We start from the raw sequence: 24,010 nt of genomic DNA on the forward strand, positions 1-24,010 counted from the left end.
CTTAATCGTCTGGTGTCAGTTCGCCGCGCAGGTTCTGCTGCATCGCCGCGCGAATGGCGTCGGCGTCCAGCCCCTGACTTAACAGATAATGTAACTTGGTCAGCGTCGCTTCCACCGTCATATCGGCACCGCCGATGACGCCCGCCTGCGCCAGCGCGTTGCCGGTGGCGTAGCCGCCCATATTCACCTTGCCGGACATACATTGGGTGAGGTTAACCACCACAATACCCCGGTTGCTGGCTTCTGCCAGCTCTTTCAGGAAAACAGCGTTTTGCGGGGCGTTACCCACGCCGTAAGAGCGCAGGATAAGCGCTTTGACCGGCTGAAGCAGGAAGTTGCGTACCACATCGGCGGATATGCCTGGATAAATCGTCACCACGCCAATCGGCTGCGGGGTAATTGGATGTACGATCAGCGCACCGTCGCCGTGGGGGGCGGGCGGGGTCCCCAGTTTACGAATATGGATACCCGCTTCCAGCAGTGGGGTCAGGTTTGGCGAAGCAAACGCGTCAAAGCCATCCGCATGGGCTTTGGTCGTCCGGTTACCACGATACAGACGGTTGTTGAAGAACAGCGTCACTTCGTTAATCGGGTAGTTAGCGGCGACGTACAGCGAATTCAGCAGGTTAATCTGCCCGTCGGAGCGCAGCTCCGCCAGCGGGATCTGCGAGCCGGTCACGATAACCGGCTTGCCGAGGTTTTCCAGCATAAACGACAGCGCTGAGGCGGTGAACGCCATGGTGTCGGTGCCGTGCAGGATCACAAAACCATCGTACTCGTCGTAGTGCGCTTTAATATCGTCGGCGATGTGCTGCCAGTCTTCCGGCGTCATGTCGGAAGAGTCCATCAGCGGGTCGTATTCGTGGATAGTAAAGTCCGGCATCTCGGGACGATGGAACTCTGGCATCAGCGCCAGCTGGCGCTGCAAATGCCCGGAGACCGGGATATAGCCGTGGTCAGAGCGCTGCATCCCGATGGTCCCGCCGGTATAGGCGACGTAAATGGATTTTTTTGGCATGGTTCGTCTATCGATTGAGCAAAAGAAAATCCCCTCCGGCAAGGAGGGGATTGCGATTAGCGAATATTGGCGCAGGTCAGGCAAATTGCATAGCGATTTTGCGGATCGTTGAACACCGCCAGCTTATCGCTTTCGGCCTTCACTGCGTTGGCGGCGTTCGCCAGCGGAGCCGGGAGATACGCCTGCAGCGCCTGCGGCAGAGAGGCGCGCACCGAGCCGGAGAGGTTGTCCATCACCATATCGAAGAACGTCGGTTCGCTCTGATAGTAGTCGATGTGCCACGTCTTCACTTTCGCCAGCTCGGCGGCTTTCGCTACCGCATCGTCAAAGTCGCCAAGGCTATCCACCAGGCCATTGGCTTTGGCGTCCTCGCCGGTCCAGACATGGCCCTGAGCGATTTTATCAATCGCTTCCGGCGTGCTCTTACGCGACTGCGCCACAAGGGTAATAAAACGTTTGTAGCCGTTTTCGATGCTGAGCTGCATCATCTGCTGCACTTCCGGCGTCAACGCTTTGGTCATCGCCATATCCGCCAGCGGCGAGGTGGCGACGCCGTCGGTGTGCACGCCGATTGAATCCAGCGTGTTCTCCACGGTGTTGATGACGCCAAAGATACCGATCGAGCCGGTCAGCGTACTCGGGCTGGCTACGATGTAGTCAGCAGGGGTAGAGATCCAGTAGCCACCGGAGGCCGCCATGCCGCCCATGGAGACCACCACCGGTTTGCCCGCCGCTTTCGCCGCCGCCAGCTCTTCACGAATGACCTCAGAAGCGCTTACGCTGCCGCCAGGACTGTTCACGCGCAGCACGATGGCTTTCACCTTCGGATCCAGACGCGCGTCGCGAATCTGCGCTGCGGTGGTGTCGCCGCCGACGTTACCCGGGGTTTCTTCACCGTCCATGATGGCGCCGTTGGCAAACACCACCGCGATACTCGAACCGGTATCCGCCGGGGTTTTCACCGCATAGTCATACATGCTGATGGCGCTGTAGTTATTGTCGGCTTTACTCCAGCCGAACGCTTTGGTCATCGCTTTTTCGATATCCGCGCTGGAACCTAAGTTATCAACCAGCTTGTTATCCAGCGCATACTGCGCCGTGTCGCCATCGACTTTGCGCAGACCATCCAGCACGCCCTGCGCGCCAGGGAAGATCTGCTGCGCCGTCACCTGGCGGTTTGCCGCGACGGTGTTGAGATAGTTCTGCCACAGTTCGCCAATCCAGCGGCTGTCCGCTTCGCGCGCGGCAGGGGACATATCGTCGCGAATAAACGGTTCGACGGCTGACTTATAGGTGCCGACGCGGAACACGTGGGTTGAAACCTTCAGCTTGTCGAGCAGGGTTTTGTAGTACAGCCCGTTGGTGGCAAAACCGTGCAGATCGACCACGCCCTGCGGCGACAGCCAGATTTTATTGGCGAAGCTGGCCAGGTAGTATTGCGCCTGGCTATAGCTATCGCCCACCGCGTAGACCGGCTTACCGCTGTCGCGGAATTCGCGCAGCGCTTTGCCGATATATTGCATTGAAGGCTGATCGCCGCCGGCAAAGTTTTTCAGATCCAACACAATACCGGTGATATTGCGGTCATCTTTCGCCTGGCGAATGGTTTGCACAATATCAAACAGGGAGTTTTCCTGCAGACGGTCAGAGCTGGCGCCAAAGAACTGGCGGCCAATCACGCTAAGCTTGCTGCTCGGTGACGGCTTGTCGACCACCACGCCGCTGATGTCCATCAGCAGCGCGCCGCGGGTATTGTGTTCCGTGGTGCTGCTAAGCTGCATCCAGATGCCGACGCCGACCAGCACCAGCAAAATAAAGAACAGATTCAGCACCAGCTCACGGACGAAATTGAGTAATCGCCACGTCCATTTAAAGAATCCGGCAATGAAGCGCCATACAGTTCGCATGTATTCTCCCTGCAAAAACGAAAAAAGGTTTACCGAAACGGTAAAACGTGTGGCTATCCTAAATAGACCGTCGCCGCTTGTCAGCAGGAATCGCCTTCTGCGCTGTAACAAAATCCTTGCGCATGTTAATTTTATGAAAAATAACGTGAGAGGAGTGATTCAATGGACGCACTGGAACTATTGGTGAATCGCCGCAGCGCTTCCCGCCTGACGGAACCGGCCCCGGCGGGGGACGCGCTACAAAATATTCTCCGCGCCGCGCTGCGTGCGCCGGACCATGGCACGCTGCAACCGTGGCAGTTTGTGATTGTGGAAGGCGAAGGCCGCGAACGTTTCAGCCAGCTGCTGGAACAGGGAGCGATAGCCGCAAACGGTGACGAGAAGGCCATCGAGAAAGCGCGTAACGCGCCGTTCCGCGCGCCGATGATTATTGTGGCGATCGCCAAATGTCAGGATCACCCAAAGGTGCCGAAGTGGGAGCAGGAGATGTCGGCGGGCTGTGCGGTGATGGCGATGCAAATGGCGGCGGTCGCGCAGGGCTTTAACGGTATCTGGCGCAGCGGCGCGCTGACCGATAGCCCGGTAGTGCGCGCGGGCTTTAACTGCGGCGAACAGGATAAGATCGTCGGCTTCCTCTATCTGGGCACTCCGCAACTGAAGGCTTCGACCACCATTACGCCACCGGATACGGCTCCATTCGTCCGTTATCTCTGAAAAATCACCACGATTGTCTGGATTTCAGGCAAATGCCCGCGAATTCAGACAGTCGTACTTATCACCGCTGTGTTCTGGCGTTAACATACACCTTCTATGCAAATGCCAAAGCAATGACAGGAGTTGTCCATGAGCGAGCAGGCCATTCGTTTAACGCAGTACAGCCACGGAGCGGGTTGCGGTTGTAAAATTTCGCCCAAAGTGCTGGAGACCATCCTGCACAGCGAGCAAACGAAGTTTATCGACCCCAACCTGCTTGTTGGCAATGAAACTCGCGACGATGCTGCCGTTTACGACCTGGGTAACGGTACCTCGGTCATCAGCACCACCGATTTCTTTATGCCGATTGTCGACAATCCGTTCGACTTTGGCCGTATTGCGGCAACCAACGCCATCAGCGACATTTTCGCCATGGGCGGTAAGCCGATTATGGCGATTGCCATCCTTGGCTGGCCGATCAACAAACTGGCGCCGGAAATTGCGCGCGAAGTGACCGAAGGCGGGCGCTTTGCCTGTAAACAAGCCGGGATCGCGCTGGCGGGCGGCCACTCTATCGACGCGCCGGAGCCGATTTTCGGCCTTGCGGTTACCGGGATTGTGCCTACCGAACGCGTGAAGAAAAACAGCACCGCGCAGGCAGGCTGCAAGCTGTTCCTGACCAAGCCGCTGGGCATTGGCGTGCTGACCACCGCCGAGAAAAAATCCCTGCTCAAGCCTGAACATCAGGGACTGGCGACGGAAGTGATGTGCCAGATGAACCTTGTGGGCTCGGCGTTTGCCAATATCGACGGCGTGAAGGCGATGACCGACGTCACCGGCTTTGGCCTGTTGGGCCACCTGAGCGAAATGTGCCAGGGCGCTGGCGTACAGGCGCAGATTGATTTTGCCGCCGTGCCGAAACTGCCGGGCGTGGAAGAGTATATTGCTCAGGGCGCCGTGCCGGGCGGTACCGAGCGTAACTTTGCCAGCTACGGCCATCTGATGGGCGCGATGAGCGAAGCTCAGCGTGCGCTGCTGTGCGACCCGCAAACCTCCGGCGGCCTGCTGCTGGCGGTGACGCCGGACGCCGAAGCCGCCGTACAGGAGGCTGCCGCCGAGTTTGGTATCACGCTAACCGCTATCGGTGAACTGGTCACCGCGCGCGGTGGCCGTCCGATGGTAGAGCTGCGCTGACCCCATGCGGTTGTTCATTGCGGAAAAACCGAGTCTGGCCCGCGCCATTGCGGATGTACTGCCGAAGCCCCACCGCAAGGGCGACGGCTTTATCGAATGTGGCAACGGCCAGGTGGTGACCTGGTGTATTGGTCACCTGCTGGAGCAGGCGCAGCCGGACGTCTATGACAGCCGCTATGCGCGCTGGAATCTCCAGGATCTGCCGATCGTGCCGGAAAAATGGCAGCTCCAGCCACGCCCATCGGTCACCAAACAGCTGAACGTCATTAAGCGTTTTCTTCATGAAGCCAGCGAAGTTATTCACGCCGGAGACCCCGATCGCGAAGGACAGCTGCTGGTGGATGAAGTGCTGGACTACCTGCAACTGTCGGCGGAAAAACGCCAGCAGGTGCAGCGCTGTTTGATAAACGACCTCAACCCGCAGGCGGTGGAGCGAGCGATTACCCGTCTGCGTGCCAACAGCGAATTTATTCCGCTGTGCGTCTCGGCGCTGGCGCGTGCACGCGCTGACTGGTTGTACGGGATCAATATGACCCGTGCCTATACCATTCTGGGGCGCAACGCCGGCTATCAGGGCGTGCTTTCCGTGGGGCGCGTGCAGACCCCGGTTTTGGGGCTGGTGGTGCGCCGCGATGAAGAGATTGAAAACTTCGTCTCAAAAGACTTCTTTGAGGTGAAGGCCCACATCGTCACGCCGAAAGACGAGCGCTTCACCGCCGTCTGGCAGCCAAGTGAAGCCTGTGAACCGCATCAGGATGAAGAAGGTCGCCTGCTCAACCGCGCGCTTGCGGAACACGTGGTGAAACGCATTACCGGGCAGCCCGCGCTGGTCACGGCCTATAACGACAAGCGTGACTCGGAACCCGCGCCGCTGCCGTTTTCGCTGTCGGCTTTACAGATTGAGGCGGCGAAACGTTTTGGCCTTAGCGCGCAGAACGTGCTGGATATCTGTCAGAAATTGTACGAAACCCACAAGGTGATCACCTATCCGCGTTCCGACAGCCGCTATCTGCCGGAAGAACATTTCGCTGGCCGTCACGCGGTGATCAACGCTATTGGCGTTCACGCTCCGGACCTGTTGCCGCAGCCGGTGGTCAACACTGACACTCGCAACCGCTGCTGGGACGACAAAAAGGTCGATGCCCACCACGCGATTATCCCAACCGCGCGTGCCAGCAACGTCAATCTCAACGACAACGAAGCAAAGGTCTATAACCTGATTGCGCGTCAGTATCTGATGCAGTTCTGCCCGGATGCGGTCTACCGCAAATGTCAGATCGATCTGGATATCGCTAACGGTAAGTTTGTCGCCAAAGCGCGTTTCCTGGCGGAAGCGGGCTGGCGTACGCTGCTGGGGGCGAAAGAGCGTGACGAAGAGAACGACGGCACGCCGCTGCCGGTGGTGGCGAAAGCGGACGAACTGCTGTGCGAGAACGGCGAAGTCGTTGAGCGACAAACCCAGCCGCCGCGCCACTTTACCGACGCCACGCTGCTGTCGGCGATGACCGGTATCGCCCGCTTTGTGCAGGATAAAGATCTGAAAAAAATTCTCCGCGCCACCGACGGTTTAGGCACCGAAGCGACGCGCGCCGGTATTATCGAGCTGCTGTTTAAGCGCGGTTTCCTGACCAAAAAAGGGCGCTATATTCACTCTACCGACGCCGGTAAAGCGCTGTTCCACTCGTTGCCCGAAATGGCGACGCGTCCGGATATGACCGCGCACTGGGAGTCCACGTTGACGCAAATCAGCGAAAAGCAGTGCCGCTATCAGGACTTTATGCAGCCGCTAGTGGGAACTTTATTCCAGCTGATTGACCAGGCTAAGAGCACGCCGGTGCGGCAGTTCCGCGGGCTGGCAGCGCCGGGTGGGGCGAAGAAGTCATTCAGTAAAGGAAAGGGGAAGAGTAAGAAGGCCGCGGCAAGCCCTGAGCCAGACGTATAGTCGGGGATGTCTATTTGTAGGCCGGATAAGGCGTTTACGCCGCTATCCGGCAATATACTCAGGCTGCCTGATGGCGCTGCGCTTATCAGGCCTATGGTTCAAAACGATAGCCCGGCATCGCTTTCGCGTCCGGGCTATTTGTTTTAAATTACGCCCTGCGCCAGCATCGCGTCGGCCACTTTCACAAAGCCAGCGATGTTCGCGCCGCGAACGTAGTTGGTTTGCTTCGCTTCACCGCCGTGCTCAACGCAGGCATGGTGAATATCCAGCATGATGTGGTGCAGACGCGCGTCCACTTTCTCCGCTTTCCAGCTCATACGTGCGGCGTTCTGCGCCATTTCCAGACCAGAAGTGGCCACGCCGCCGGCATTCGCCGCTTTACCCGGCGCGAACAGGACACCCGCTTCGAGGAACAGATCGGTTGCTTCAATCGTGGTCGGCATGTTAGCGCCTTCCGCTACTGCCTTGACGCCGTTGGCGATCAGTACGCGCGCCGCGTCGGCATCGAGCTCGTTCTGCGTGGCGCACGGCAGGGCGATATCCACCGCCACGCTCCACGGCTGCTGGCCTTCCAGATACACCAGACCAAACTCACGCGCGTAGTCGGCAACGCGGCCGTCGCGGCTGGCCTTAATTTCGCACAGGCGCGCCAGCTTCTCTTTGGTGAAGCCAGACTCATCAACCACGGTGCCGCTGGAGTCGGAGGCAGTGATCACGCGCGCGCCGAGCTCCATGGCTTTTTCAATCGCATACTGCGCCACGTTGCCGGAACCCGACACCGCCACGCGCATGCCTTCGAAGCCCAGACCGTGACGTTTGAGCATCGCTTCGGTAAAATACACCAGGCCATAGCCGGTGGCTTCCGGGCGAATCAGGCTGCCGCCGAAGGAGAGCCCTTTACCGGTGAAGACGCAGGAGGTGTCGTTAGACAGTTTTTTCATCATCCCGGCCATAAAGCCGACTTCACGACCACCCACGCCGATATCGCCCGCCGGGACGTCGGTATCAGAGCCCAGATGACGATAGAGTTCGGTCATCAGCGCCTGGCAGAAACGCATCACTTCGCCTTCACTTTTGCCTTTCGGATCGAAGTCAGAGCCGCCTTTACCACCGCCCATTGGCAGAGTCGTCAGGGCGTTTTTGAAGGTCTGCTCAAAGCCGAGGAATTTCAGGATAGACAGGTTTACGGACGGGTGGAAACGCATCCCACCTTTGAACGGCCCGATGGCCGAGCTGAACTGTACGCGCCAGGCGCGGTTAACTTGTACCTGATTACGGTCGTCCACCCACACCACGCGGAACTGAATCACTCGCTCAGGTTCAACTAATCTTTCCAGCAGGGAGAGCTGGCGATAGCGCGGGTTTTGTTCGAGGAACGGCCAGAGTGTTGTCATGACTTCGCGTACGGCCTGAGCAAACTCGGTCTGGTGTGGGTCGCGCTGTTGAACATGAGCCAGGAAGGTATCCAGGGAGCAAACCTTGTCCATAAGTATAAGTACCTCTTATGATTGTGGATGTATGTAGTTGTTATGGTTGTGTTTAATAGCGTGCGTTATTTCGACTATATCACTACCCTGCTAACGGATGACAAGGATTTTCCGGAAGCAGAATAAAATTAATACTCAATGCCGGGTCATAACCAAAAGCGATGACGTAAGAAAGTTAAGTTGCGCGCCCATTTGGTCGATAGTAATACGAGGTGCTTTTTTAAGGAGATAGACGATGAAATGCTTCTGGATTGCTGGCGCGTTAGCGCTGTTTTGTAGCGCCGCGCAGGCGCGTCCTCAGGTGGAAGTTAACGTTCCCCCTGAGGTGTTCAGCAACAACAACAGCAGCCAACGCGTGCAGCAATGTACCCAGTGCTGCATTTATGAAAATCAGAACTACTCGGAAGGGGCGGTGGTGAAAGTTGAGGGTGTGTTGCTCCAGTGCCAGCGTGATGAACGCGCGATTAGCACCAACCCGCTCGTTTGGCGTCGGGTAAAGCCATAAACGCCGCTAATAATGGCACGTCGGCGGGGGCCAGATCGTAGCCTTGCGCTTCCTGAGGCGTGCACCACACCAGCGCGCTATGCTCGCGCGCGATGAGCTCGCCCTCAAAGCGCGGCACGTACCAGGCGTGCAGATGAATGATACGTCCGGAGACTTCACGACGATGGCTGGCGACATAGCAGGCGGGCCAGGCGGTGATCGCCAGCTCTTCCTGCAACTCGCGGATCAGCGCTTCCTGCTGGCTCTCTCCGGCCTCCACTTTGCCCCCGGCAAATTCCCACAGCCCGGCCTGATCGGTATGAGGTGGACGTTGGGCGAGAAGAATTTTGCCATTTTGTTCGATAATAGCGGCAACAACATCAATGGTTTTCAGCATAACGGTCAAAGACGAGATAAAGGAGTTGCCATATTATCCTTGCTTTGCCGTAAGCTAAAGTTTTGCAGGAGTCTCCGGGTGAAAAACCGCCAATCCTGGGTGCAGCCGCTCAGCCAATTACCGCTCAGTTTAAAACCGATTGCCGCCATGCAGCGCAAGCATTATGGCGAGGTCCTCAATCCTACGCGCTGGTGGGGGCGCATGCCGCGCCTGTTCTGGCTGGTGGCGCTGTTTGTCGGCTATCTGGAGCGCAAAAAAGCGCGACTCGACCCGACGCTGCGCGCGCTGCTGATGACCCGCGTATCCCAGCAGTGTGACTGCGCGTTCTGCATTGATGCCAACAGCTTGCGTCTGGCCCAGCGCTGCGGGGCGATGGATAAGGTGCTGGCGCTGGAGGCGTGGCGTACTTCGGCGCTGTTTACCCCGGCTGAACGCGCCGCGCTGGATTACGCCGAGGCGATGACCGCCACGCCGCCGCGGATCTCTGAGGCTCAAAAGCATGAGTTACACTGTCACTTTAACGATGCGCAAATTACGGAAATGACCGCGCTGGTGGCGTTCCAGAATTTATCCGCGCGCTTCAATGCCGCGCTGGAAATCCCCTCACAAGGGCTGTGTTCGATGAGAGAAAAAACCGATGCTTGATAAACACCTGCACCCACGCCTGAAACCCTGGCTTAACCGTGCCGCGCAGGCTTTGGATAAGCCCGGTGTGTCGGCGGATGGCATTACGCTGGTCGGTTTTGCTATCGGCATACTGGCGTTGCCGTTTCTGGCGCTGGGATGGTATGGCGCGGCGCTGGTCGCCATTGTGGTGAACCGACTGCTGGATGGACTCGACGGCGCGATGGCCCGTCGTCGCGGGCTGACCGACGCGGGCGGCTTTCTCGATATCGCGCTGGATTTCTTATTCTACGCGCTGGTGCCGTTCGGTTTTATGCTTGCCAACCCGGCGGCCAACGCGCTGGCTGGCGGCTGGCTGCTGTTCGCTTTTATGGGCACCGGTAGCAGTTTTCTGGCCTTCGCCGCGCTGGCGGCGAAACATCAGATTGATAACCCCGGCTATGCCCATAAGTCGTTGTACTATCTTGGCGGCTTAACCGAAGGGACTGAGACTATCCTGCTGTTTGTGCTGGGCTGCCTGTTTCCGGCGTGGTTTGCGTGGATGGCGTGGATCTTTGGCGCGCTGTGCTGGCTGACAACGTTCAATCGTGTGTGGGGAGGGTACATGACGCTGAAAAATCTTCAGCGCCATGAAAACGTGGATTAACGTGAACTTTCCGGGCCGCGATCGCCGGTGGCAACCGGGTTTTTCGGATCGCCGCTCCACTCATACCAGCCGCCGTCGTAGACGCTGACGTTTTTCCAGCCCATTGCCCGGGCGTACATGAAGGTTTCCGAGGCGCGCCAGCCGGTACCGCAGTAGAAGGACACCTGCTGCTCTGGCGTGATATTCCAGGATTTCCACATCGCCGCGATATCATCCGCGCTGCGCATTGTGCCATCCGGGTTATGGAAGTCTTCCATATGGGTGGAGTCGCTCCCCGCGTGGCCCCAGCGTGCGCCAGCAATGTCACCTTTTGGCTTGATATAGCTATAGCCGCTGGTGGTGCCGATAAATTCCGGCCACGAACGAATACTCACCAGCGATGCGTCCTGACGATGCAGCAGACCGCGCGCCTGTTCCATATCCAGCATCAACTGCGGTTGTGCCGGGATAGTCACGCCGAAATCTGGCTCAGGCTTCACCTCTTTTGCTAAGCCGCGCTCGACCGGCAGACCTGCATCCGACCAGGTTTTCCACCCGCCATCGAGCAGACGAACGTCTTTCACACCGGCATACAGCATAATCTGCGCCACGCGCGCTGCGGCGTAAACGTCGCGACCATAAAGGATCACGGTTGTATCATGACGAATGCCGTGTTTCGCCAGCATCGCTTTCAGCTGCGCGTCGGAGACTTTATTCCACAGCGGCTCGCTTTCCACCTCGTTGGTGTCGATATAGCCTGCATTCGGAATATGGCTGACCAGATAGAGCTTCGGCGCGCCCCAGGCGGCTTCAATCACCTTATAGTCGCCCGCCGGTTTCGCCGGAACGTCTTTCCCCTGTTGCAGGTCATGCAGCCACTGTGGATAAACCAACTGTTCGAAGTGCGGCAGCTTTTGCAGACGCTCGGGCTGTTGCAGCGCGTCGCTCAGGGTGGAAATGTTGGTGTAGCCCGCTTCTTTCAGGCGTTTAGCCACCGCGTCGTTATCTTTGCTGTCGCCGTAGAGGGCAATGTCAGTTTCTTTTTTCAGCTGGTGCTGCTGCGCCCAGGCGATCAACTGTTCATTGCTCATGGCGGAAAGCCAGCTGGCGGAGAGGTTTAGCGCCCCCGGTTCATGCCCCTGCGGGCCGTTCGCCTGCTGCGGCCAGCCGTTGTAGAACGCGCTCAGACGCGTATCGATGGCGGTGCCTTTTTGCTGGAGCAGATGGGTGAAGGTCAAGGTTTTTGCCGTTTCAGCGGCGAAGACAGAGGAGGCGAGGCCGAGTGCAAGGGCCAGCGCGGTCAGTTGAGAAACACGTTTCATCAAATCGTCCGACGAGGATAAAAGGAGCGTCATTTTGAACCTCTGGTGAAAGAAAAACCTTGCGTTAACGCAGTTTTTCCCGCGTCAACGCCAGTTTGCAAGCTGCAGACAGCGGCCGCCAGCCGGTACGTCATCCGGGTCGTGGGTGACCTGTACCACCGGAATGTGCTGCTGCCGGAGTTCGCTAAACACCCACTGGCGAAAACTGCCGCGTAGCTGTTGGTCAAGGCGGCTGAACGGTTCATCCAGCAGCAGCGCATCAGGTTGTGCCAGCAGGGCGCGCAGCAGGGCGACTCGCGCGCGCTGGCCACCGGAAAGCGTGGCCGGGTCGCGGGCGTAAAAGCCAGACAGTTCGGCATGTTCCAGTGCCTGCTCAACCCGCATTTGGCGGGTATCCCGGGCAACGCTTGCCGGTAGCGCAAGACGCAAATTCTGCCCTACGCTCAGGTGGTCGAACAGCAGCGCGTCCTGAAACAAAATGCCGATACGCCGCTTTTCGGTTGGCAGCGTGTCGGTACGTTTATCGTTAAGCCACAGTTCGCCTTGTGCGCGAAACGCGCCATCCAGCGCCCCTACCATCCAGGCAAATAACGTGGATTTTCCGCAGCCGGAAGGGCCCATTAGCGTCACAATTTCGCCGGGGGGAACGACAAAGTTAACCGCACGCAGCAGCGGCTGACCGGCGAGGGTGAGCGTCAGATTCCGCACCTGTAACATTAGCGTAGACCTCGTCGAAAATGGCTGATGCGCCGTGCCAGCAGCGCGGTCAGCAGGAAAAAGATCATCGGCAGCAGCAGTTGCCACAACGCCTGGGCGGCTAATGTGTCGGTCGCGCCGCCGCTGCTCAAGGCGACCGCCTCGGTCGTAAGCGTAGGGATTCGTCCGCCGCCTAGCCACTGAGTGGGCAGATACTGGGCGATGCTGACGGAAAAGCCCACCGCCAGCGCAGACAGCAAAGGACGGATAATCAGCGGGCATTTCAGTTGGCAGAATCGGCGTAGACGGCTCCATCCCAACGTTTGCGCCAGCAATGTCTGACGCGGGTCAATCTGTCTCCACGCCGGACGCAGCACGAACAGCATCCACGGCACGACCCACAGCAGATGTCCCCATAGCACGGTGGTGAACTGGCCATCCAACCAGCCGTACAGCGCTAGCTGATACTGCCCGGCGGCCAACGGCAGCGCCGGCAGTATCAGGGGAAGATCCAGCCAGGGGTGATGCCTTCTGGGGCCCCATTCCAGCCAGAACAGGCAGACTGCGCCGCCGGTGAACGCCGACAGCAGCGCCAGCCACAGGCTGTTGCCGAGGGTTTCGGCAGCAGGCAAGGTGTTGTTCGCTAACCCCAGCAAAAACATAACGCACAGCAGCCCGCACAGCGGCAACACCAGACCGACGAGTCTGCCGGGTAACATCGGGAAATGTGGCTGGCGAGTGCCGTTCAGACGCGGCGTATGTCCCCGCCAGACGTGCCAGCACAGGCTGGCCGCAGCGGCCAATGCTGTGAGGATCGCCAATAGAAGCAGACAGGCCAGCCCCCCTTTAGCCTGAATATCCGGGTCAGCGTCATTCAACCATTGCCAGGCCAGCACCGCCTGCGTCGGCGGGTTTCCGGGGCCAATGATCGTCGCCACATCTACCACCGAGAGTGTCCAGGCGGTGGTGGCCAGCAGCGCGACGCTCAGCGATGGCATCAGCGCAGGGAGGATCACCCGGGTCAGACACTGACCGCGGCCATAGCCGAGGCTCTTAAACATCACCACCTGTTCCGCCAACCGCCGTTCACCGAGCAGCGCCCAGCACACCCATAGCAAAAAGCCGCACTCTTTCACGGCCAGCACCAGGCCGAGCCCGATGCCGTAACGATCCTGTACTGGCGTTAGCGTCGGCAGCAGGCGGTACAGCGCGCCGCCCTCGGCAAACAGCAGCAGCGCGCAGGTGGCGAAAGCGACGTGCGGCAGCGCTAGCAGCCATGGCAGGCGCGATGACAGCCGCTGCCAGGCAGGTGAAGGCCAGAGGGTGGTGATAAGCAGCAGCGTCAACAGCAGCGCACCGCCGACGGCGATAAGCGTTGAAATCAACGTTGCCGCCACGGCTTGCGGCAGCTGCGGGTCGGACAGTAACGATTGCCAGTGCGTCAGAGACAGTGCGGGAGCAAGGAGGATACCCGCAGCTGGCAGCAGGGGCAGATAGATGACCAGCATCATGCCCCAGCACAGCAGTATTAATGTGTACCGTAACGGCGCAGCCATTCCTGCTCCAGCGCGTTAACCCATGCCGCATGCGGTTCAGCCAGCACCGGCGGAGTATTTTCCGGCATCAGGCTCTGCAACGTTTTTTGCTGCCCGGCGTCGAGCTTGGCCGGATCCAGCACACTGGGGTCGCCCCACACCGCCGGGTCGGCTTTACGCAGCTGCGCCGCAGGCGACAGCAGGAAGTTTGCCACCACCTGCGCCCCGGCGCTGGCGGAGGCGTTAGCCGGGATGGTGACAAAGTGAACGTTGCCGAGCATACCGTTGCTAAAGCCGAAGCTGTAGCTATCTTTCGGCAACTGGCCTTTCGCCACCTTTTGCTTTGCGTGCATCGGGTTAAAGGTCAGCGACAGGCGCAGCGTGCCGTTGGCCAGCATGGTGTCCATCCGCGCGGGCGACGGCGGGAAATCTTTGCCATTGCGCCACAGCAGCGGGTGGAGCTGGTCCAGATAGGCCCATAGCGGCGCGGTGACGGCGGCGAACGTTTTCTCCTCCGGCGGCTGTTTCAGCGCATCGGGCTGGCCGGTGAGGTTAATCAACAGTTGCTCCAGCAGCGCGGTTCCGGTGAAATCCGGCGGACGCGGGTAGGTGACGGTACCGGGATGCGCTTTGGCGAACTCAAGCAGCGCCTGCGCGGAGCGGGGCGGCTGCGGCGTTTGCTGCTGACGAGCGATAAAGGTCAACTGTGCGCTGCCCCACGGCGACTCAGCGCCTTCGACCGGCACGGAGAAATCCTCGCGAACGGGTTTTGTCACGTCGACATAGCGCCAGTTCGGCAGTTGCTCCGCCCAGCCGGTACGCAGCAAATTGGCCTCTTTCAACGTGCGGAAATTCTCGCCGTTGACCCATAACAGATCCACTGAACCGTTAGTTTTGCGCCCGGCGCGAGATTCGGTCTGAATGCGTTTTACCGTATCTGCCGCGTCGGCGATGTGCACAATGCGCAGGTCAATTGCGTAATCACGTTTCACTTCGCCGCTGACCCAGTCCAGGTAGTGGTTGACCGCTTCGTCGCCGCCCCAGGCGTTAAACCACACGGTCTGACCTTTGGCTTCCTGTTCAATCTGTGGCCAGTCAGCGGCACCCGCAGTGAGTGAGCAGAGTGAAAGCAGCCCCAGCAGGCCATAACGCAGGCGACGACGGGTTTCTCCGTGATAACGCATCAGGATTTCCTCTTTTGGCGTTCGTGATAAAACGTCTTAGCGACAAAAATAACGATAGTCAGTGCAAACAGAATAAACAGCCCGGTCACCAACCAGAACGTGCCGCCGGTGAGCAGGCTACCGACCCACGAGTAGACAATCGTCGCGGGCAGTTGGCCAAGGCCGGTCGCCAACAAAAAGTGGCGAAATCGGATCGAGGTCAAGCCGGCGGCGTAGCTCACCGGATCGAACGGCACGAACGGCAGCAGGCGGCAGATAAGGATCGTGTGTTTGCCGTAGCGATCGAAAAACCCGTCGACGCTCTTGAGCACCGTTTTCCCGGTCAGTTTTTCAACCACGCCGCGCCCCATCAGGCGGGCGATATAAAAACAGAGCGCCGCCCCGACCATTGCGCTGCTCCAGGAGAGCACGCCGCCCCAGAAGGCGCCAAACAGCGAGGCGTTAGAGAAGGTGATCAAAAACGCCGGCAACGGCGCGGCAATGGCCTGGAAAATCATCAGCAGGAACGACACCACCGCGGCCTGCGAGCCATAAGAGTGAATAAAGCGCTCGATGCCTTGCTGATCCAGCGCCAGAAATGCGCCCAGGCTATTGTGGATAAAAAGGTTAACGCTCGGTATCCACCACCAGGCCAGCAGCAGGGCGATAAAAGCCGCGACGACCAGCGCGCGGGCGTACCAGATAGGTTTCATTCGCCATCCTCAACGGGCAGCGCCACGCGTTTATGGTGCGCATAGCCTTTCGCCGCTTGTACCAGCGCAAACAGCGCCAGCCCCGCGAGGCTCAGCTTGAGGATGAAGGCGAGGGTGATGCCGTCCGTCGCCAGCTCGCTGGCCATCAGGGTATAAATAAAGATCCCCGGTAGGGTGGTGAGCGCGGAGATCAGCGTATATGGCCAGAAGCGAATAGCGGTTAAGCCGTAGGCGTAGTTCTGAATATTGTACGGAAACAGCGGGATCAGGCGGGTGAGAATCAGAAAATCGATACCGGATCGCGCGATCCCACGTTCAATGGCCTGAAAGGTGTGCGTATGCCCGACATACTTCAGCAGCAGCGCGCGCCCCAGCCAGCGCGCCAGTAAAAACGACAGCGCCGAGGCGACGGTGGCGGCAATCAGCGACAGGAGGGTGCCGAGCCACGGGCCAAATACGATACCGCCTGCCAGCACCAGCACGCTCCCTGGCAGCAGGCAGACCGTGGCGAGAATAAACAGCGCGATGTAGAGCGCATAGCCGAGCGTACCGCTGGCCTGTACGGTATCCTGCAGACGGCGCAAATGGGTTATCAGGTCAATGAGACCGAAGCGGTGAATCAAAGAGAAAAGCAGGCTGATAACAACAGCCATGAGCAGGAGCTTAGAGGCTGTGCGGTACCGACTTCTTTTGCATGGGGTCCTCCTGCCGGGAAGAAAAGGTGCGCGCGACGTTATTATACAATCGAGAGTCCAGCAAGAGTTTAGCGCCTGTTTATTGATTTTGCTCAGAATTATTTGGGTAGTCCTGCGCGGACTACCCAGGATAACGGTTACTTAAAGGTTGCCCACACCGGCGCGTGATCCGACGGTTTTTCCATCGCGCGAATTTCGTAGTCGATGCCGGTTTCCACGCAGTGCGCCGCCAGCGGGGTACTTGCCAGCAGCAGATCGATACGCAGACCGCGGTTGTCATCAAACCCTTTGGAACGATAGTCAAACCATGAGAAGCGGTCATGGGTTTCCGGGTTCGCGTTACGGAAGGTATCCACCAGGCCCCAGCCCAGCAGGCGCTGCATCCACTCGCGCTCTTCCGGCAGGAACGAACACTTACCGGTGCGCAGCCAGCGCTTGCGGTTCTCTTCGCCGATACCGATGTCGAGGTCGGTCGGGCTGATGTTCATGTCACCCATGATCAGCACCGGGTTCTCTTTACTCAGGCGGGTTTCCAGGTAGTCCTGCAGATCCTGGTAGAATTTGGTTTTGGCCGGGAATTTGGTTTCGTGATCGCGGCTTTCCCCCTGCGGGAAATAGCCGTTAATCACCGTGACGTTACCAAACGGCGACGGCACTTCGGCAATGATAATCCGGCGCTGGGCGTCTTCATCATCGGTCGGGAAGCCGCGATAAACGGCAACCGGCTCGGCTTTTGTCAGCATTGCGACGCCGTAGTGGCCCTTCTGACCATGGTAGAAAATGTGGTAACCGAGCTTTGCGACCTCTTCCAGCGGAAACATGTCGTCGTGAACCTTTGTCTCCTGCAGGCCAATCACATCGGGCTGATGCTTTTCGACGATGGCTTCCAGTTGATGAGGACGGGCGCGCAGGCCGTTGATATTAAAAGAGACAAATTTCATAGTCGTCGCCACTTTGCAGAATGAATTGTGACGGGATAGTAGCAGAATTTAACGTTGCCCGCTGCCTTCGCCCAGTGGTATGACCGATTTCTTTTATTGCCGTTGCCATCCGGATGAGCAAAATTTGCACCAGGTTGAGGCAATCTGCGCCGTTATGAGGCGTAAATCTACGATAAATTTCGCAGTCGATCACAAATCCAGAATGATATTTTGCTGATGCATAATATTTCTTAATTTCCCCCTGCAACATCGCTGTATGACATTAATATTCACTTTATATGCAATTATGATGAATAAGATGACCTTGTAACCTATTGATATTTCGTATTCGCTCTCCGTTTATGCACTTTTTCTCCTCGCTGGCACGAACCGTGCAATCTACATTTACAGTGAAATGCACTCAATTAATTAACAAAAAATAAACTATTTATTTACCTGTCGAGGTCGCTATGTCTCAGTCAATCAGCCGTCAAGATTTTGATCAGTGGATGATGCCGGTTTACGCACCGGCACCGTTTATTCCGGTACGCGGTGAGGGCGCCTGGCTGTGGGATCAACAGGGTAAGGGCTATATCGATTTTGCGGGGGGGATTGCCGTGAACGCACTCGGGCACGCCCATCCAGCGATGATCCGCGCGCTGACCGAGCAGGCGGGGAAATTCTGGCATACCGGTAACGGTTATACCAACGAACCGGCGCTGCGGCTGGCGAAACAGTTGATTGACGCCACCTTTGCCGATCGTATCTTTTTCTGTAATTCAGGCGCTGAGGCCAACGAAGCGGCGCTGAAGACGGCGCGTAAATATGCTCATGACCGCTTTGGCAGCCACAAAAGCGGCATCGTGGCGTTTAAAAACGCATTTCATGGCCGCACGCTGTTTACCGTCACCGCAGGGGGACAGCCCGCTTACTCACAGGACTTCGCGCCGCTGCCGCCGGATATTCGCCACGGCGTTTATAACGACATCGACTCCGCCCGCGTACTGATTGACGACGATACCTGCGCGGTGATTGTGGAACCTATCCAGGGTGAAGGCGGCGTGATCCCGGCCGCGCTTGAGTTTCTGCAAGAGCTGCGCGCGTTGTGCGATCGCCACCACGCGGCGCTGATTTTTGACGAGGTGCAGACCGGCGTAGGGCGCACCGGCGAGCTCTATGCCTATATGCACTACGGCGTCACGCCGGACCTGCTCACCACGGCGAAAGCGCTGGGCGGCGGATTCCCGATAGGCGCGCTGCTGGCGAGCGAAGCCTTTGCCAGCGTGATGACGGTGGGCACCCACGGTACAACCTACGGCGGCAATCCGTTAGCCTGTGCGGTCGCCGGCGAGGTGCTGTCGATTATCAACACCCTACAGGTGCTCAACGGCGTGAAGCAGCGCGAGCAGTGGTTTAAAGAGCGCTTGCAGGCCATTAACGCGCAGTTTGGGCTGTTTAAAGAGATTCGCGGCGTCGGTTTGCTGATTGGCTGCGCGCTACGCGATGAATATGCCGGTAAGGCCAAACAGATAAGCCTGTTGGCCGCCGAAGAAGGGCTGATGGTGCTGATTGCCGGGGCCAACGTGGTCCGTTTTGCCCCGGCGCTTATCGTCAAAGAAGAGGATGTGACCCTCGGTCTCAACCGCTTCGCTGCCGCCTGTGAACGTTTTGTCGCGGGAGAGTCATCATGATGATTATCCGTCCGGTTGGGGCCGGCGATCTGCCTGGCCTCTTAACCCTCGCAGGGGAAACGGGCGGCGGGCTGACCTCGCTGCCCGCCGATGAACAGACGCTGGCGGCGCGTATCGCCCGCTCGCAGGCGACCTGGCAGGGAACGTTGCCGCGCGGTGATCAGGGGTACGTTTTCGTGCTGGAAGATACCCGCAGCGGCGCGGTGGTGGGGGTGTGCGCCATCGAAGTGGCGGTGGGGATCAACGACCCCTGGTACAACTATCGGGTCGGAACGCTGGTGCATGCCTCGAAAGAGTTAAACGTCTACAACGCGCTGCCGACGCTGTTTTTGACCAACGATCATACCGGCAGCAGCGAGCTGTGCACGTTGTTCCTTGACCCGGCATGGCGCAAAGAGAGCAACGGTCATTTGCTGTCATCCTCGCGCTTCTTATTTATGGCTGCCTTTCGCGATCGCTTCAACCATAAGGTGGTGGCGGAAATGCGCGGCGTGATTGACGAACACGGCTACTCGCCGTTCTGGGAAAGCCTGGGAAAACGCTTCTTCTCGATGGAGTTCGCCCGCGCTGACTACCTGTGCGGTACCGGTCAGAAGGCGTTTATCGCCGAGCTGATGCCGAAACATCCGATCTACACCGATTTTCTCAGTGAAGAAGCCCGCGCGGTGATCGGGCAAGTTCATCCGCAAACCGCGCCGGCGCGAGCCGTGCTGGAGAAAGAAGGTTTCCGCTATCGCGATTATGTCGACATTTTTGACGGCGGCCCGACGCTGGAGTGTGAAATCGACCGGGTGCGCGCGGTGCGCAAAAGTCGCCTGGTGACGGTGACGGAAGGGGAAACCGGCGGCAGCGACCTGCCGCTGTGCGTGGTTGCGAATGAACAGTATCAGCACTATCGCGCCATGCTGGTGCACGCCGACCCGGCGGGCGAAACCCTGACGTTAAACGCTGAGCAGTTGGACGCCCTGAACTGTCATCCGGGCGATGCGGTTCGCCTGGTCCGCCTGTGCCCTGAGGAGAAGAAGATATGAGCCTATGGATTAATGGAAAATGGCTGATCGGCGAGGGGCCGCGCCGTCAGCGCGCCAATCCGGTCAGCGGTGAAACGGTATGGCAGGGTCACGATGCCAGCGCTCTGCAGGTGGAATCCGCCGTGGACGCGGCCCGGCACGCCTTTCCGGCCTGGGCGAAGCGCGCGTTCAGCGAACGTCAGCAACTTGTTGAAACGTTTGCCAGTCTGCTGGAGGCAAACAAAGCGGCGCTGACGGAAACCATCGCCCGCGAGACGGCGAAACCGCGTTGGGAAGCGGCGACCGAAGTGGCGGCGATGATCAATAAAATCGCTATTTCCGTGAAGGCTTATCACAGCCGGACCGGCGAAAGCCATGCCGATATGGCCGATGGCGCGGCGACGCTACGCCACCGGCCACACGGCGTGCTGGCGGTGTTCGGCCCCTATAATTTCCCCGGACATTTGCCGAACGGCCACATTGTTCCCGCGCTGTTGGCAGGAAATACGCTGGTGTTTAAGCCCAGCGAACTGGCGCCGGACTGCGCCCAGGCCGTAGTGAAGCTATGGGAACAGGCGGGGCTGCCGCCGGGGGTACTCAATCTTGTGCAGGGCGGTCGTGAGACCGGCGAAGCGCTGAGCGTCCAGCCGGGTATTGACGGCGTGTTGTTTACCGGCAGTTCGGCGACTGGCTTCCATCTGCATCGTCAACTTGCCGGGCAGCCGCAAAAAATGCTGGCGTTGGAGATGGGCGGTAACAACCCGCTGATCGTTGATGAACCCACGGATATCGATGCCGCCGTACACCTGACCATTCAATCGGCGTTTATTACCGCCGGGCAGCGCTGTACCTGCGCGCGTCGGCTGCTGGTCAAGCGCGGCGCGCTGGGTGATGCCTTTTTACAGCGGCTGGTGGAGGTTAGCGGGCGTATTATTCCCGCGGCCTGGGATGCCGAGCCGCAGCCGTTTATTGGCGGACTGATCTCAGCGCAGGCGGCAGAGCGCGTACACCAGGCCTGGCAGATGCAGGTAGAACATGGCGGTGTGACATTGCTGACGCCGCGTTTGTTACAGCCGGGTACCTCGCTGCTGACGCCGGGTATTGTTGAGCTGAGCGAAGCACATGATATCGCCGATGAAGAGGTGTTCGGGCCGTTACTGGGCGTCTGGCGCTATGATGATTTCGACCAGGCTATCGCGCTGGCCAACGCGACGCGCTATGGGCTCTCCTGCGGGCTGATTTCACCGGAACGGGATAAATTTGAGCGCCTGCTGCTGGAAGCGCGGGCCGGTATCGTGAACTGGAATAAACCGCTCACCGGAGCGGCCAGCACCGCGCCGTTTGGTGGCATCGGCGCGTCCGGCAACCATCGTCCGGGAGCCTGGTATGCCGCCGATTATTGTGCGTGGCCGATGGCCAGCCTTGAAGCGCCGACGGCGACCTTGCCGGCGACGCTCAACCCAGGGCTGGATTTCCAGCGCGAGGTGCCATCATGAACGCCTGGGAGGTGAATTTTGACGGTCTGCCGGGGCTAACGCACCACTACGCCGGGCTGTCGTTTGGTAATGAGGCTTCAACACGCAACCAGTATCAGATTTCAAACCCGCAGCGAGCGGCGAAGCAGGGGCTGCTGAAAATGAAGGCGCTGGCGGATGCCGGTTTCCCGCAAGGCGTGATCCCACCGCAGGAGCGGCCGAACGTGGCGCTTCTGCGCCAGCTTGGTTTTAGCGGCCGCGATGAGCAGGTGGTCGCGAAGGCCGCCGCACAGGCACCGGAACTGTTGAGCGCGGCCAGTTCGGCGTCGGCAATGTGGGTCGCGAACGCGGCGACGGTATGCCCCTCGGCGGATGCCTTAGATGGCAAGGTGCACCTGACGGTCGCCAACCTCAGTAGCCTGCTGCACCGCGCCAGCGAGGCGCCGACGACTCAGGCCGTGCTGCAGGCCATATTTGCACATCCGGCGCACTTTGCCGTACATGGTCCGCTGCCATCGGTGGCGGCGCTGGGCGATGAAGGGGCGGCGAACCATAACCGGCTGGGGCGTGACTATGGGCAGCCGGGGACGCAGCTGTTTATCTACGGTCGTGATTCGCTGAACGCCAGTCAGCCGCAGCGTTATCCGGCGCGACAAACGCGAGCCGCCAGTGAGGCGGTGGCGCGTCTCAATCAGCTTAACCCTAACCAGGTGATTTTTGCCCAGCAAAATCCGCAGGTGATTGATCAGGGCGTGTTCCACAACGATGTGATCGCGGTCAGTAACCGGCAGGTGCTGTTTTGCCACGAGCAGGCGTTTGTCGATCAGCCCGCGTTGCTGCGCCAGCTGGCACTGAAAGTACCGAATTTCATGCCGATTGAGGTTCCCTCCTCGAAAGTGACGGTTGCCGAAGCGGTGGCAACGTATCTGTTTAACAGCCAACTGCTCAGCAAACCCGACGGCAGCATGCTGCTGGTGCTGCCCGGCGAAGCGCAGGAGCATCCGCGCGTCTGGCGTTATCTCAACGCGCTGCTGGCGCAGGATAATCCGATTGACGAACTGAGGGTGTTCGACCTGCACGAAAGCATGGCCAATGGCGGTGGGCCTGCGTGCCTGCGTCTGCGGGTGGTGCTGACTGACGATGAGCGCAGGGCGGTGAATCCGGCGGTGATGATGAACGATACGCTATTTGCCACGCTCAATGACTGGGTTGACTGTTATTACCGCGATCGGCTGACGCAGGCCGATCTCGCCGACCCGCAGTTGCTGGTGGAAGGGCGCGAAGCGCTGGACAGATTAACCCAGATTTTACAGTTGGGATCGATCTACCCTTTTCAGCGCTAAGGAGGCGGCATGAAACAATTTCTGGCGCTAACGCTGGCGGGGAGGCTGCCGCCGCAGCCGGAGGGCGAAACGGCCAACTTTCGCTGGGAGTGGCGTGAAGCCGGCGTGCTACAGCTGACGCCGCATCAAAGTTGCTCGCAGGCGATGGTGCTGTCGGCGGGGATCCACGGCAATGAGACCGCGCCGGTTGAAATCCTCGATAATCTACTGACCGCATTAATCAGCGGCAAACAGGCTTTGCGCTGGCATTTGCTGGTGGTATTGGGTAACCCGCCAGCGCTACGTGATAACAAACGCTACCTGCATAGCGATCTCAACCGGATGTTTGGCGCCCGTTGGCGGCATTTCCCGGTGAGTGATGAAACCGTACGCGCCGCCAGCCTAGAGCAAACCGTAGCGGCGTTTTATCAGCGCTGTCCGGCTGAGACGCGCTGGCATCTTGATATGCATACCGCCATTCGCGGTTCTCATCACCCGCGTTTTGGCGTATTGCCGATGCGAGAGACCCCGTGGGACGCGGATTTTTTACGCTGGCTGGGCTCGGCGGGGCTGCAGGCGCTGGTGTTTCATCAGGCGCCGGGGGGAACGTTTACCCATTTTACCTGCGAAACGTTTGACGTGCTGTCCTGCACGCTGGAACTGGGTAAGGCACGACCTTTCGGACAAAACGATCTTAGCCAGTTCGCGCTGGTTGAACGACAGCTGGCGAACTTGCTGGCGGGGGAATCTGGCGGTGGCGCAGCGGCAACGCCGCTTTACTACCGGGTGGTGCAGCAGATTACCCGCCGCAGCGCGGACTTCCGGCTGCATATGTCCGCACAGACGCTGAACTTCACGCCTTTCGCCAAGGGGACACTGTTGGCGGAAGACGGTGATACGCGCTACGTGGTGGAATCGGCCTGTGAGTATGTCTTGTTCCCCAACCCGGACGTGGCGTTGGGGTTGCGTGCTGGCCTGATGTTAGAACGTTGCCCGCCTGCTATATAGCGAAAAAAGCCGCACCGCATTGTGTTGCGGCTTTTTATTTTGGCGTTCTGATGGTATTACGGATTATTCCTGGAATATTGCTTTATTAA

At 58.9% G+C, this 24,010-nt stretch carries 22 protein-coding genes; 11 read left to right on the forward strand and 11 right to left on the reverse strand.

The genetic code is table 11. The features are described from left to right. Position 1 precedes the first annotated feature (1 nt). Positions 2 to 1,018, reverse strand: coding sequence for an asparaginase (gene ansA, locus NNN71_RS10915; protein ID WP_163445704.1), 1,017 nt, complete (start codon positions 1,016 to 1,018; stop codon positions 2 to 4). 56 nt (positions 1,019 to 1,074) lie between these two features. Then, the gene (sppA, locus tag NNN71_RS10920) at positions 1,075 to 2,925 is read right to left on the reverse strand and encodes a signal peptide peptidase SppA (RefSeq protein ID WP_271458483.1); all 1,851 of its coding nucleotides are present in this window, start codon (positions 2,923 to 2,925) and stop codon (positions 1,075 to 1,077) included. Between the two features lie 162 nt (positions 2,926 to 3,087). Between sppA and NNN71_RS10925 the strand changes: the two genes are divergently transcribed. The 3 genes from NNN71_RS10925 (at position 3,088) to NNN71_RS10935 (ending at position 6,754) form a co-directional block, all read left to right on the forward strand. After that, positions 3,088 to 3,639 (forward strand): NAD(P)H nitroreductase, encoded by a 552-nt coding sequence (locus NNN71_RS10925; RefSeq protein ID WP_223802447.1) that lies wholly within the window; start codon positions 3,088 to 3,090, stop codon positions 3,637 to 3,639. A gap of 129 nt (positions 3,640 to 3,768) precedes the next feature. Beyond that, a complete protein-coding gene (selD, locus tag NNN71_RS10930) occupies positions 3,769 to 4,812 on the forward strand; it encodes a selenide, water dikinase SelD (RefSeq protein ID WP_163445699.1) in 1,044 nt (347 codons plus the stop codon). Positions 4,813 to 4,816: 4 nt separating this feature from the next. After that, the gene (locus NNN71_RS10935) at positions 4,817 to 6,754 is read left to right on the forward strand and encodes a DNA topoisomerase III (RefSeq protein WP_271458484.1); all 1,938 of its coding nucleotides are present in this window, start codon (positions 4,817 to 4,819) and stop codon (positions 6,752 to 6,754) included. Positions 6,755 to 6,897: 143 nt separating this feature from the next. Here the strand turns inward: NNN71_RS10935 and gdhA are convergent, their stop codons facing one another. Beyond that, positions 6,898 to 8,241, reverse strand: coding sequence for an NADP-specific glutamate dehydrogenase (gene gdhA / locus NNN71_RS10940; RefSeq protein ID WP_064546221.1), 1,344 nt, complete (start codon positions 8,239 to 8,241; stop codon positions 6,898 to 6,900). Positions 8,242 to 8,476: 235 nt separating this feature from the next. On the opposite strand from gdhA, the gene NNN71_RS10945 reads away from it, so the two are divergent. After that, on the forward strand, positions 8,477 to 8,746 hold the full coding sequence (locus NNN71_RS10945; RefSeq protein ID WP_163445695.1) for a DUF1496 domain-containing protein: 270 nt from the start codon (positions 8,477 to 8,479) through the stop codon (positions 8,744 to 8,746). Here NNN71_RS10945 and NNN71_RS10950 read toward each other — a convergent pair. After that, a complete protein-coding gene (locus NNN71_RS10950) occupies positions 8,706 to 9,122 on the reverse strand; it encodes a pyrimidine (deoxy)nucleoside triphosphate diphosphatase (RefSeq protein ID WP_271458485.1) in 417 nt (138 codons plus the stop codon). The two genes, NNN71_RS10945 and NNN71_RS10950, sit on opposite strands and share 41 nt — an antisense overlap. A gap of 78 nt (positions 9,123 to 9,200) precedes the next feature. Between NNN71_RS10950 and NNN71_RS10955 the strand changes: the two genes are divergently transcribed. Beyond that, complete coding sequence (locus NNN71_RS10955; RefSeq protein ID WP_271458486.1) at positions 9,201 to 9,767, forward strand: carboxymuconolactone decarboxylase family protein; 567 nt, start codon at positions 9,201 to 9,203, stop codon at positions 9,765 to 9,767. Next, positions 9,760 to 10,392, forward strand: coding sequence for a CDP-alcohol phosphatidyltransferase family protein (locus NNN71_RS10960; protein WP_271458487.1), 633 nt, complete (start codon positions 9,760 to 9,762; stop codon positions 10,390 to 10,392). The genes NNN71_RS10955 and NNN71_RS10960 overlap by 8 nt, the downstream gene beginning before the upstream one ends. On the opposite strand, the gene NNN71_RS10965 is transcribed toward NNN71_RS10960, so the two are convergent. The 7 genes from NNN71_RS10965 to xthA form a co-directional block, all read right to left on the reverse strand. Continuing rightward, entirely contained in the window at positions 10,389 to 11,693 is a 1,305-nt protein-coding gene (locus NNN71_RS10965) for a rhodanese-like domain-containing protein (RefSeq protein ID WP_271458488.1), read from the reverse strand. The two genes, NNN71_RS10960 and NNN71_RS10965, sit on opposite strands and share 4 nt — an antisense overlap. 84 nt (positions 11,694 to 11,777) lie before the next feature. Then, positions 11,778 to 12,410, reverse strand: a complete 633-nt coding sequence (locus tag NNN71_RS10970) for an ATP-binding cassette domain-containing protein (RefSeq protein WP_271458489.1) — start codon at positions 12,408 to 12,410, stop codon at positions 11,778 to 11,780. Beyond that, positions 12,410 to 13,945: an ABC transporter permease subunit gene (locus tag NNN71_RS10975; protein WP_271458490.1), complete on the reverse strand. Its 1,536-nt coding sequence runs from the start codon at positions 13,943 to 13,945 to the stop codon at positions 12,410 to 12,412. The genes NNN71_RS10970 and NNN71_RS10975 overlap by 1 nt, the downstream gene beginning before the upstream one ends. Then, entirely contained in the window at positions 13,918 to 15,108 is a 1,191-nt protein-coding gene (locus tag NNN71_RS10980) for an ABC transporter substrate-binding protein (protein ID WP_442910512.1), read from the reverse strand. Before NNN71_RS10980 ends, NNN71_RS10975 begins: the two co-directional genes overlap by 28 nt. Then, the gene (locus tag NNN71_RS10985; RefSeq protein WP_271458491.1) at positions 15,108 to 15,800 is read right to left on the reverse strand and encodes a TVP38/TMEM64 family protein; all 693 of its coding nucleotides are present in this window, start codon (positions 15,798 to 15,800) and stop codon (positions 15,108 to 15,110) included. The genes NNN71_RS10980 and NNN71_RS10985 overlap by 1 nt, the downstream gene beginning before the upstream one ends. Next, the gene (locus NNN71_RS10990; RefSeq protein WP_271458492.1) at positions 15,797 to 16,453 is read right to left on the reverse strand and encodes a TVP38/TMEM64 family protein; all 657 of its coding nucleotides are present in this window, start codon (positions 16,451 to 16,453) and stop codon (positions 15,797 to 15,799) included. Before NNN71_RS10990 ends, NNN71_RS10985 begins: the two co-directional genes overlap by 4 nt. Positions 16,454 to 16,632: 179 nt before the next feature. Beyond that, on the reverse strand, positions 16,633 to 17,436 hold the full coding sequence (xthA, locus tag NNN71_RS10995) for an exodeoxyribonuclease III (protein WP_065357619.1): 804 nt from the start codon (positions 17,434 to 17,436) through the stop codon (positions 16,633 to 16,635). A gap of 449 nt (positions 17,437 to 17,885) precedes the next feature. Here xthA and astC point away from each other — a divergent pair, with 449 nt between their 5' ends. From astC to astE, 5 genes are read left to right on the forward strand one after another with little or no spacing between them, the layout of a single operon-like run. After that, positions 17,886 to 19,106, forward strand: coding sequence for a succinylornithine/acetylornithine transaminase (gene astC / locus NNN71_RS11000; protein WP_271458493.1), 1,221 nt, complete (start codon positions 17,886 to 17,888; stop codon positions 19,104 to 19,106). Continuing rightward, positions 19,103 to 20,137, forward strand: a complete 1,035-nt coding sequence (gene astA / locus NNN71_RS11005) for an arginine N-succinyltransferase (protein ID WP_163445677.1) — start codon at positions 19,103 to 19,105, stop codon at positions 20,135 to 20,137. Before astC ends, astA begins: the two co-directional genes overlap by 4 nt. After that, positions 20,134 to 21,612: a succinylglutamate-semialdehyde dehydrogenase gene (gene astD, locus NNN71_RS11010; protein WP_271458494.1), complete on the forward strand. Its 1,479-nt coding sequence runs from the start codon at positions 20,134 to 20,136 to the stop codon at positions 21,610 to 21,612. The genes astA and astD overlap by 4 nt, the downstream gene beginning before the upstream one ends. Next, complete coding sequence (gene astB, locus NNN71_RS11015; RefSeq protein WP_271458495.1) at positions 21,609 to 22,934, forward strand: N-succinylarginine dihydrolase; 1,326 nt, start codon at positions 21,609 to 21,611, stop codon at positions 22,932 to 22,934. Before astD ends, astB begins: the two co-directional genes overlap by 4 nt. A gap of 9 nt (positions 22,935 to 22,943) precedes the next feature. After that, positions 22,944 to 23,921: a succinylglutamate desuccinylase gene (gene astE / locus NNN71_RS11020; protein WP_271458496.1), complete on the forward strand. Its 978-nt coding sequence runs from the start codon at positions 22,944 to 22,946 to the stop codon at positions 23,919 to 23,921. The last annotated feature ends 89 nt before the right edge of the window (positions 23,922 to 24,010 follow it).

It is taken from the genome of Kluyvera sp. Awk 3 (assembly GCF_028069715.1).
GTDB classification, from domain to species: Bacteria; Pseudomonadota; Gammaproteobacteria; order Enterobacterales; family Enterobacteriaceae; genus Kluyvera; species Kluyvera georgiana_A.

What these genes read in the sequence shown, in the direction of transcription:
- NNN71_RS10985 (WP_271458491.1), bottom strand. Translation starts at nt 15,800, where the DNA reads ATGAAACCTATCTGGTACGCCCGCGCGCTGGTCGTCGCGGCTTTTATC.
- astB (WP_271458495.1), top strand. Translation starts at nt 21,609, where the DNA reads ATGAACGCCTGGGAGGTGAATTTTGACGGTCTGCCGGGGCTAACGCAC.
- NNN71_RS10970 (WP_271458489.1), bottom strand. Translation starts at nt 12,410, where the DNA reads ATGTTACAGGTGCGGAATCTGACGCTCACCCTCGCCGGTCAGCCGCTG.
- NNN71_RS10990 (WP_271458492.1), bottom strand. Translation starts at nt 16,453, where the DNA reads ATGGCTGTTGTTATCAGCCTGCTTTTCTCTTTGATTCACCGCTTCGGT.
- sppA (WP_271458483.1), bottom strand. Translation starts at nt 2,925, where the DNA reads ATGCGAACTGTATGGCGCTTCATTGCCGGATTCTTTAAATGGACGTGG.
- NNN71_RS10960 (WP_271458487.1), top strand. Translation starts at nt 9,760, where the DNA reads ATGCTTGATAAACACCTGCACCCACGCCTGAAACCCTGGCTTAACCGT.
- astC (WP_271458493.1), top strand. Translation starts at nt 17,886, where the DNA reads ATGTCTCAGTCAATCAGCCGTCAAGATTTTGATCAGTGGATGATGCCG.
- NNN71_RS10980 (WP_442910512.1), bottom strand. Translation starts at nt 15,108, where the DNA reads ATGCGTTATCACGGAGAAACCCGTCGTCGCCTGCGTTATGGCCTGCTG.
- astD (WP_271458494.1), top strand. Translation starts at nt 20,134, where the DNA reads ATGAGCCTATGGATTAATGGAAAATGGCTGATCGGCGAGGGGCCGCGC.
- astE (WP_271458496.1), top strand. Translation starts at nt 22,944, where the DNA reads ATGAAACAATTTCTGGCGCTAACGCTGGCGGGGAGGCTGCCGCCGCAG.
- ansA (WP_163445704.1), bottom strand. Translation starts at nt 1,018, where the DNA reads ATGCCAAAAAAATCCATTTACGTCGCCTATACCGGCGGGACCATCGGG.
- NNN71_RS10935 (WP_271458484.1), top strand. Translation starts at nt 4,817, where the DNA reads ATGCGGTTGTTCATTGCGGAAAAACCGAGTCTGGCCCGCGCCATTGCG.
- NNN71_RS10975 (WP_271458490.1), bottom strand. Translation starts at nt 13,945, where the DNA reads ATGGCTGCGCCGTTACGGTACACATTAATACTGCTGTGCTGGGGCATG.
- xthA (WP_065357619.1), bottom strand. Translation starts at nt 17,436, where the DNA reads ATGAAATTTGTCTCTTTTAATATCAACGGCCTGCGCGCCCGTCCTCAT.
- gdhA (WP_064546221.1), bottom strand. Translation starts at nt 8,241, where the DNA reads ATGGACAAGGTTTGCTCCCTGGATACCTTCCTGGCTCATGTTCAACAG.
- NNN71_RS10945 (WP_163445695.1), top strand. Translation starts at nt 8,477, where the DNA reads ATGAAATGCTTCTGGATTGCTGGCGCGTTAGCGCTGTTTTGTAGCGCC.
- selD (WP_163445699.1), top strand. Translation starts at nt 3,769, where the DNA reads ATGAGCGAGCAGGCCATTCGTTTAACGCAGTACAGCCACGGAGCGGGT.
- NNN71_RS10965 (WP_271458488.1), bottom strand. Translation starts at nt 11,693, where the DNA reads ATGAAACGTGTTTCTCAACTGACCGCGCTGGCCCTTGCACTCGGCCTC.
- NNN71_RS10950 (WP_271458485.1), bottom strand. Translation starts at nt 9,122, where the DNA reads ATGCTGAAAACCATTGATGTTGTTGCCGCTATTATCGAACAAAATGGC.
- astA (WP_163445677.1), top strand. Translation starts at nt 19,103, where the DNA reads ATGATGATTATCCGTCCGGTTGGGGCCGGCGATCTGCCTGGCCTCTTA.
- NNN71_RS10925 (WP_223802447.1), top strand. Translation starts at nt 3,088, where the DNA reads ATGGACGCACTGGAACTATTGGTGAATCGCCGCAGCGCTTCCCGCCTG.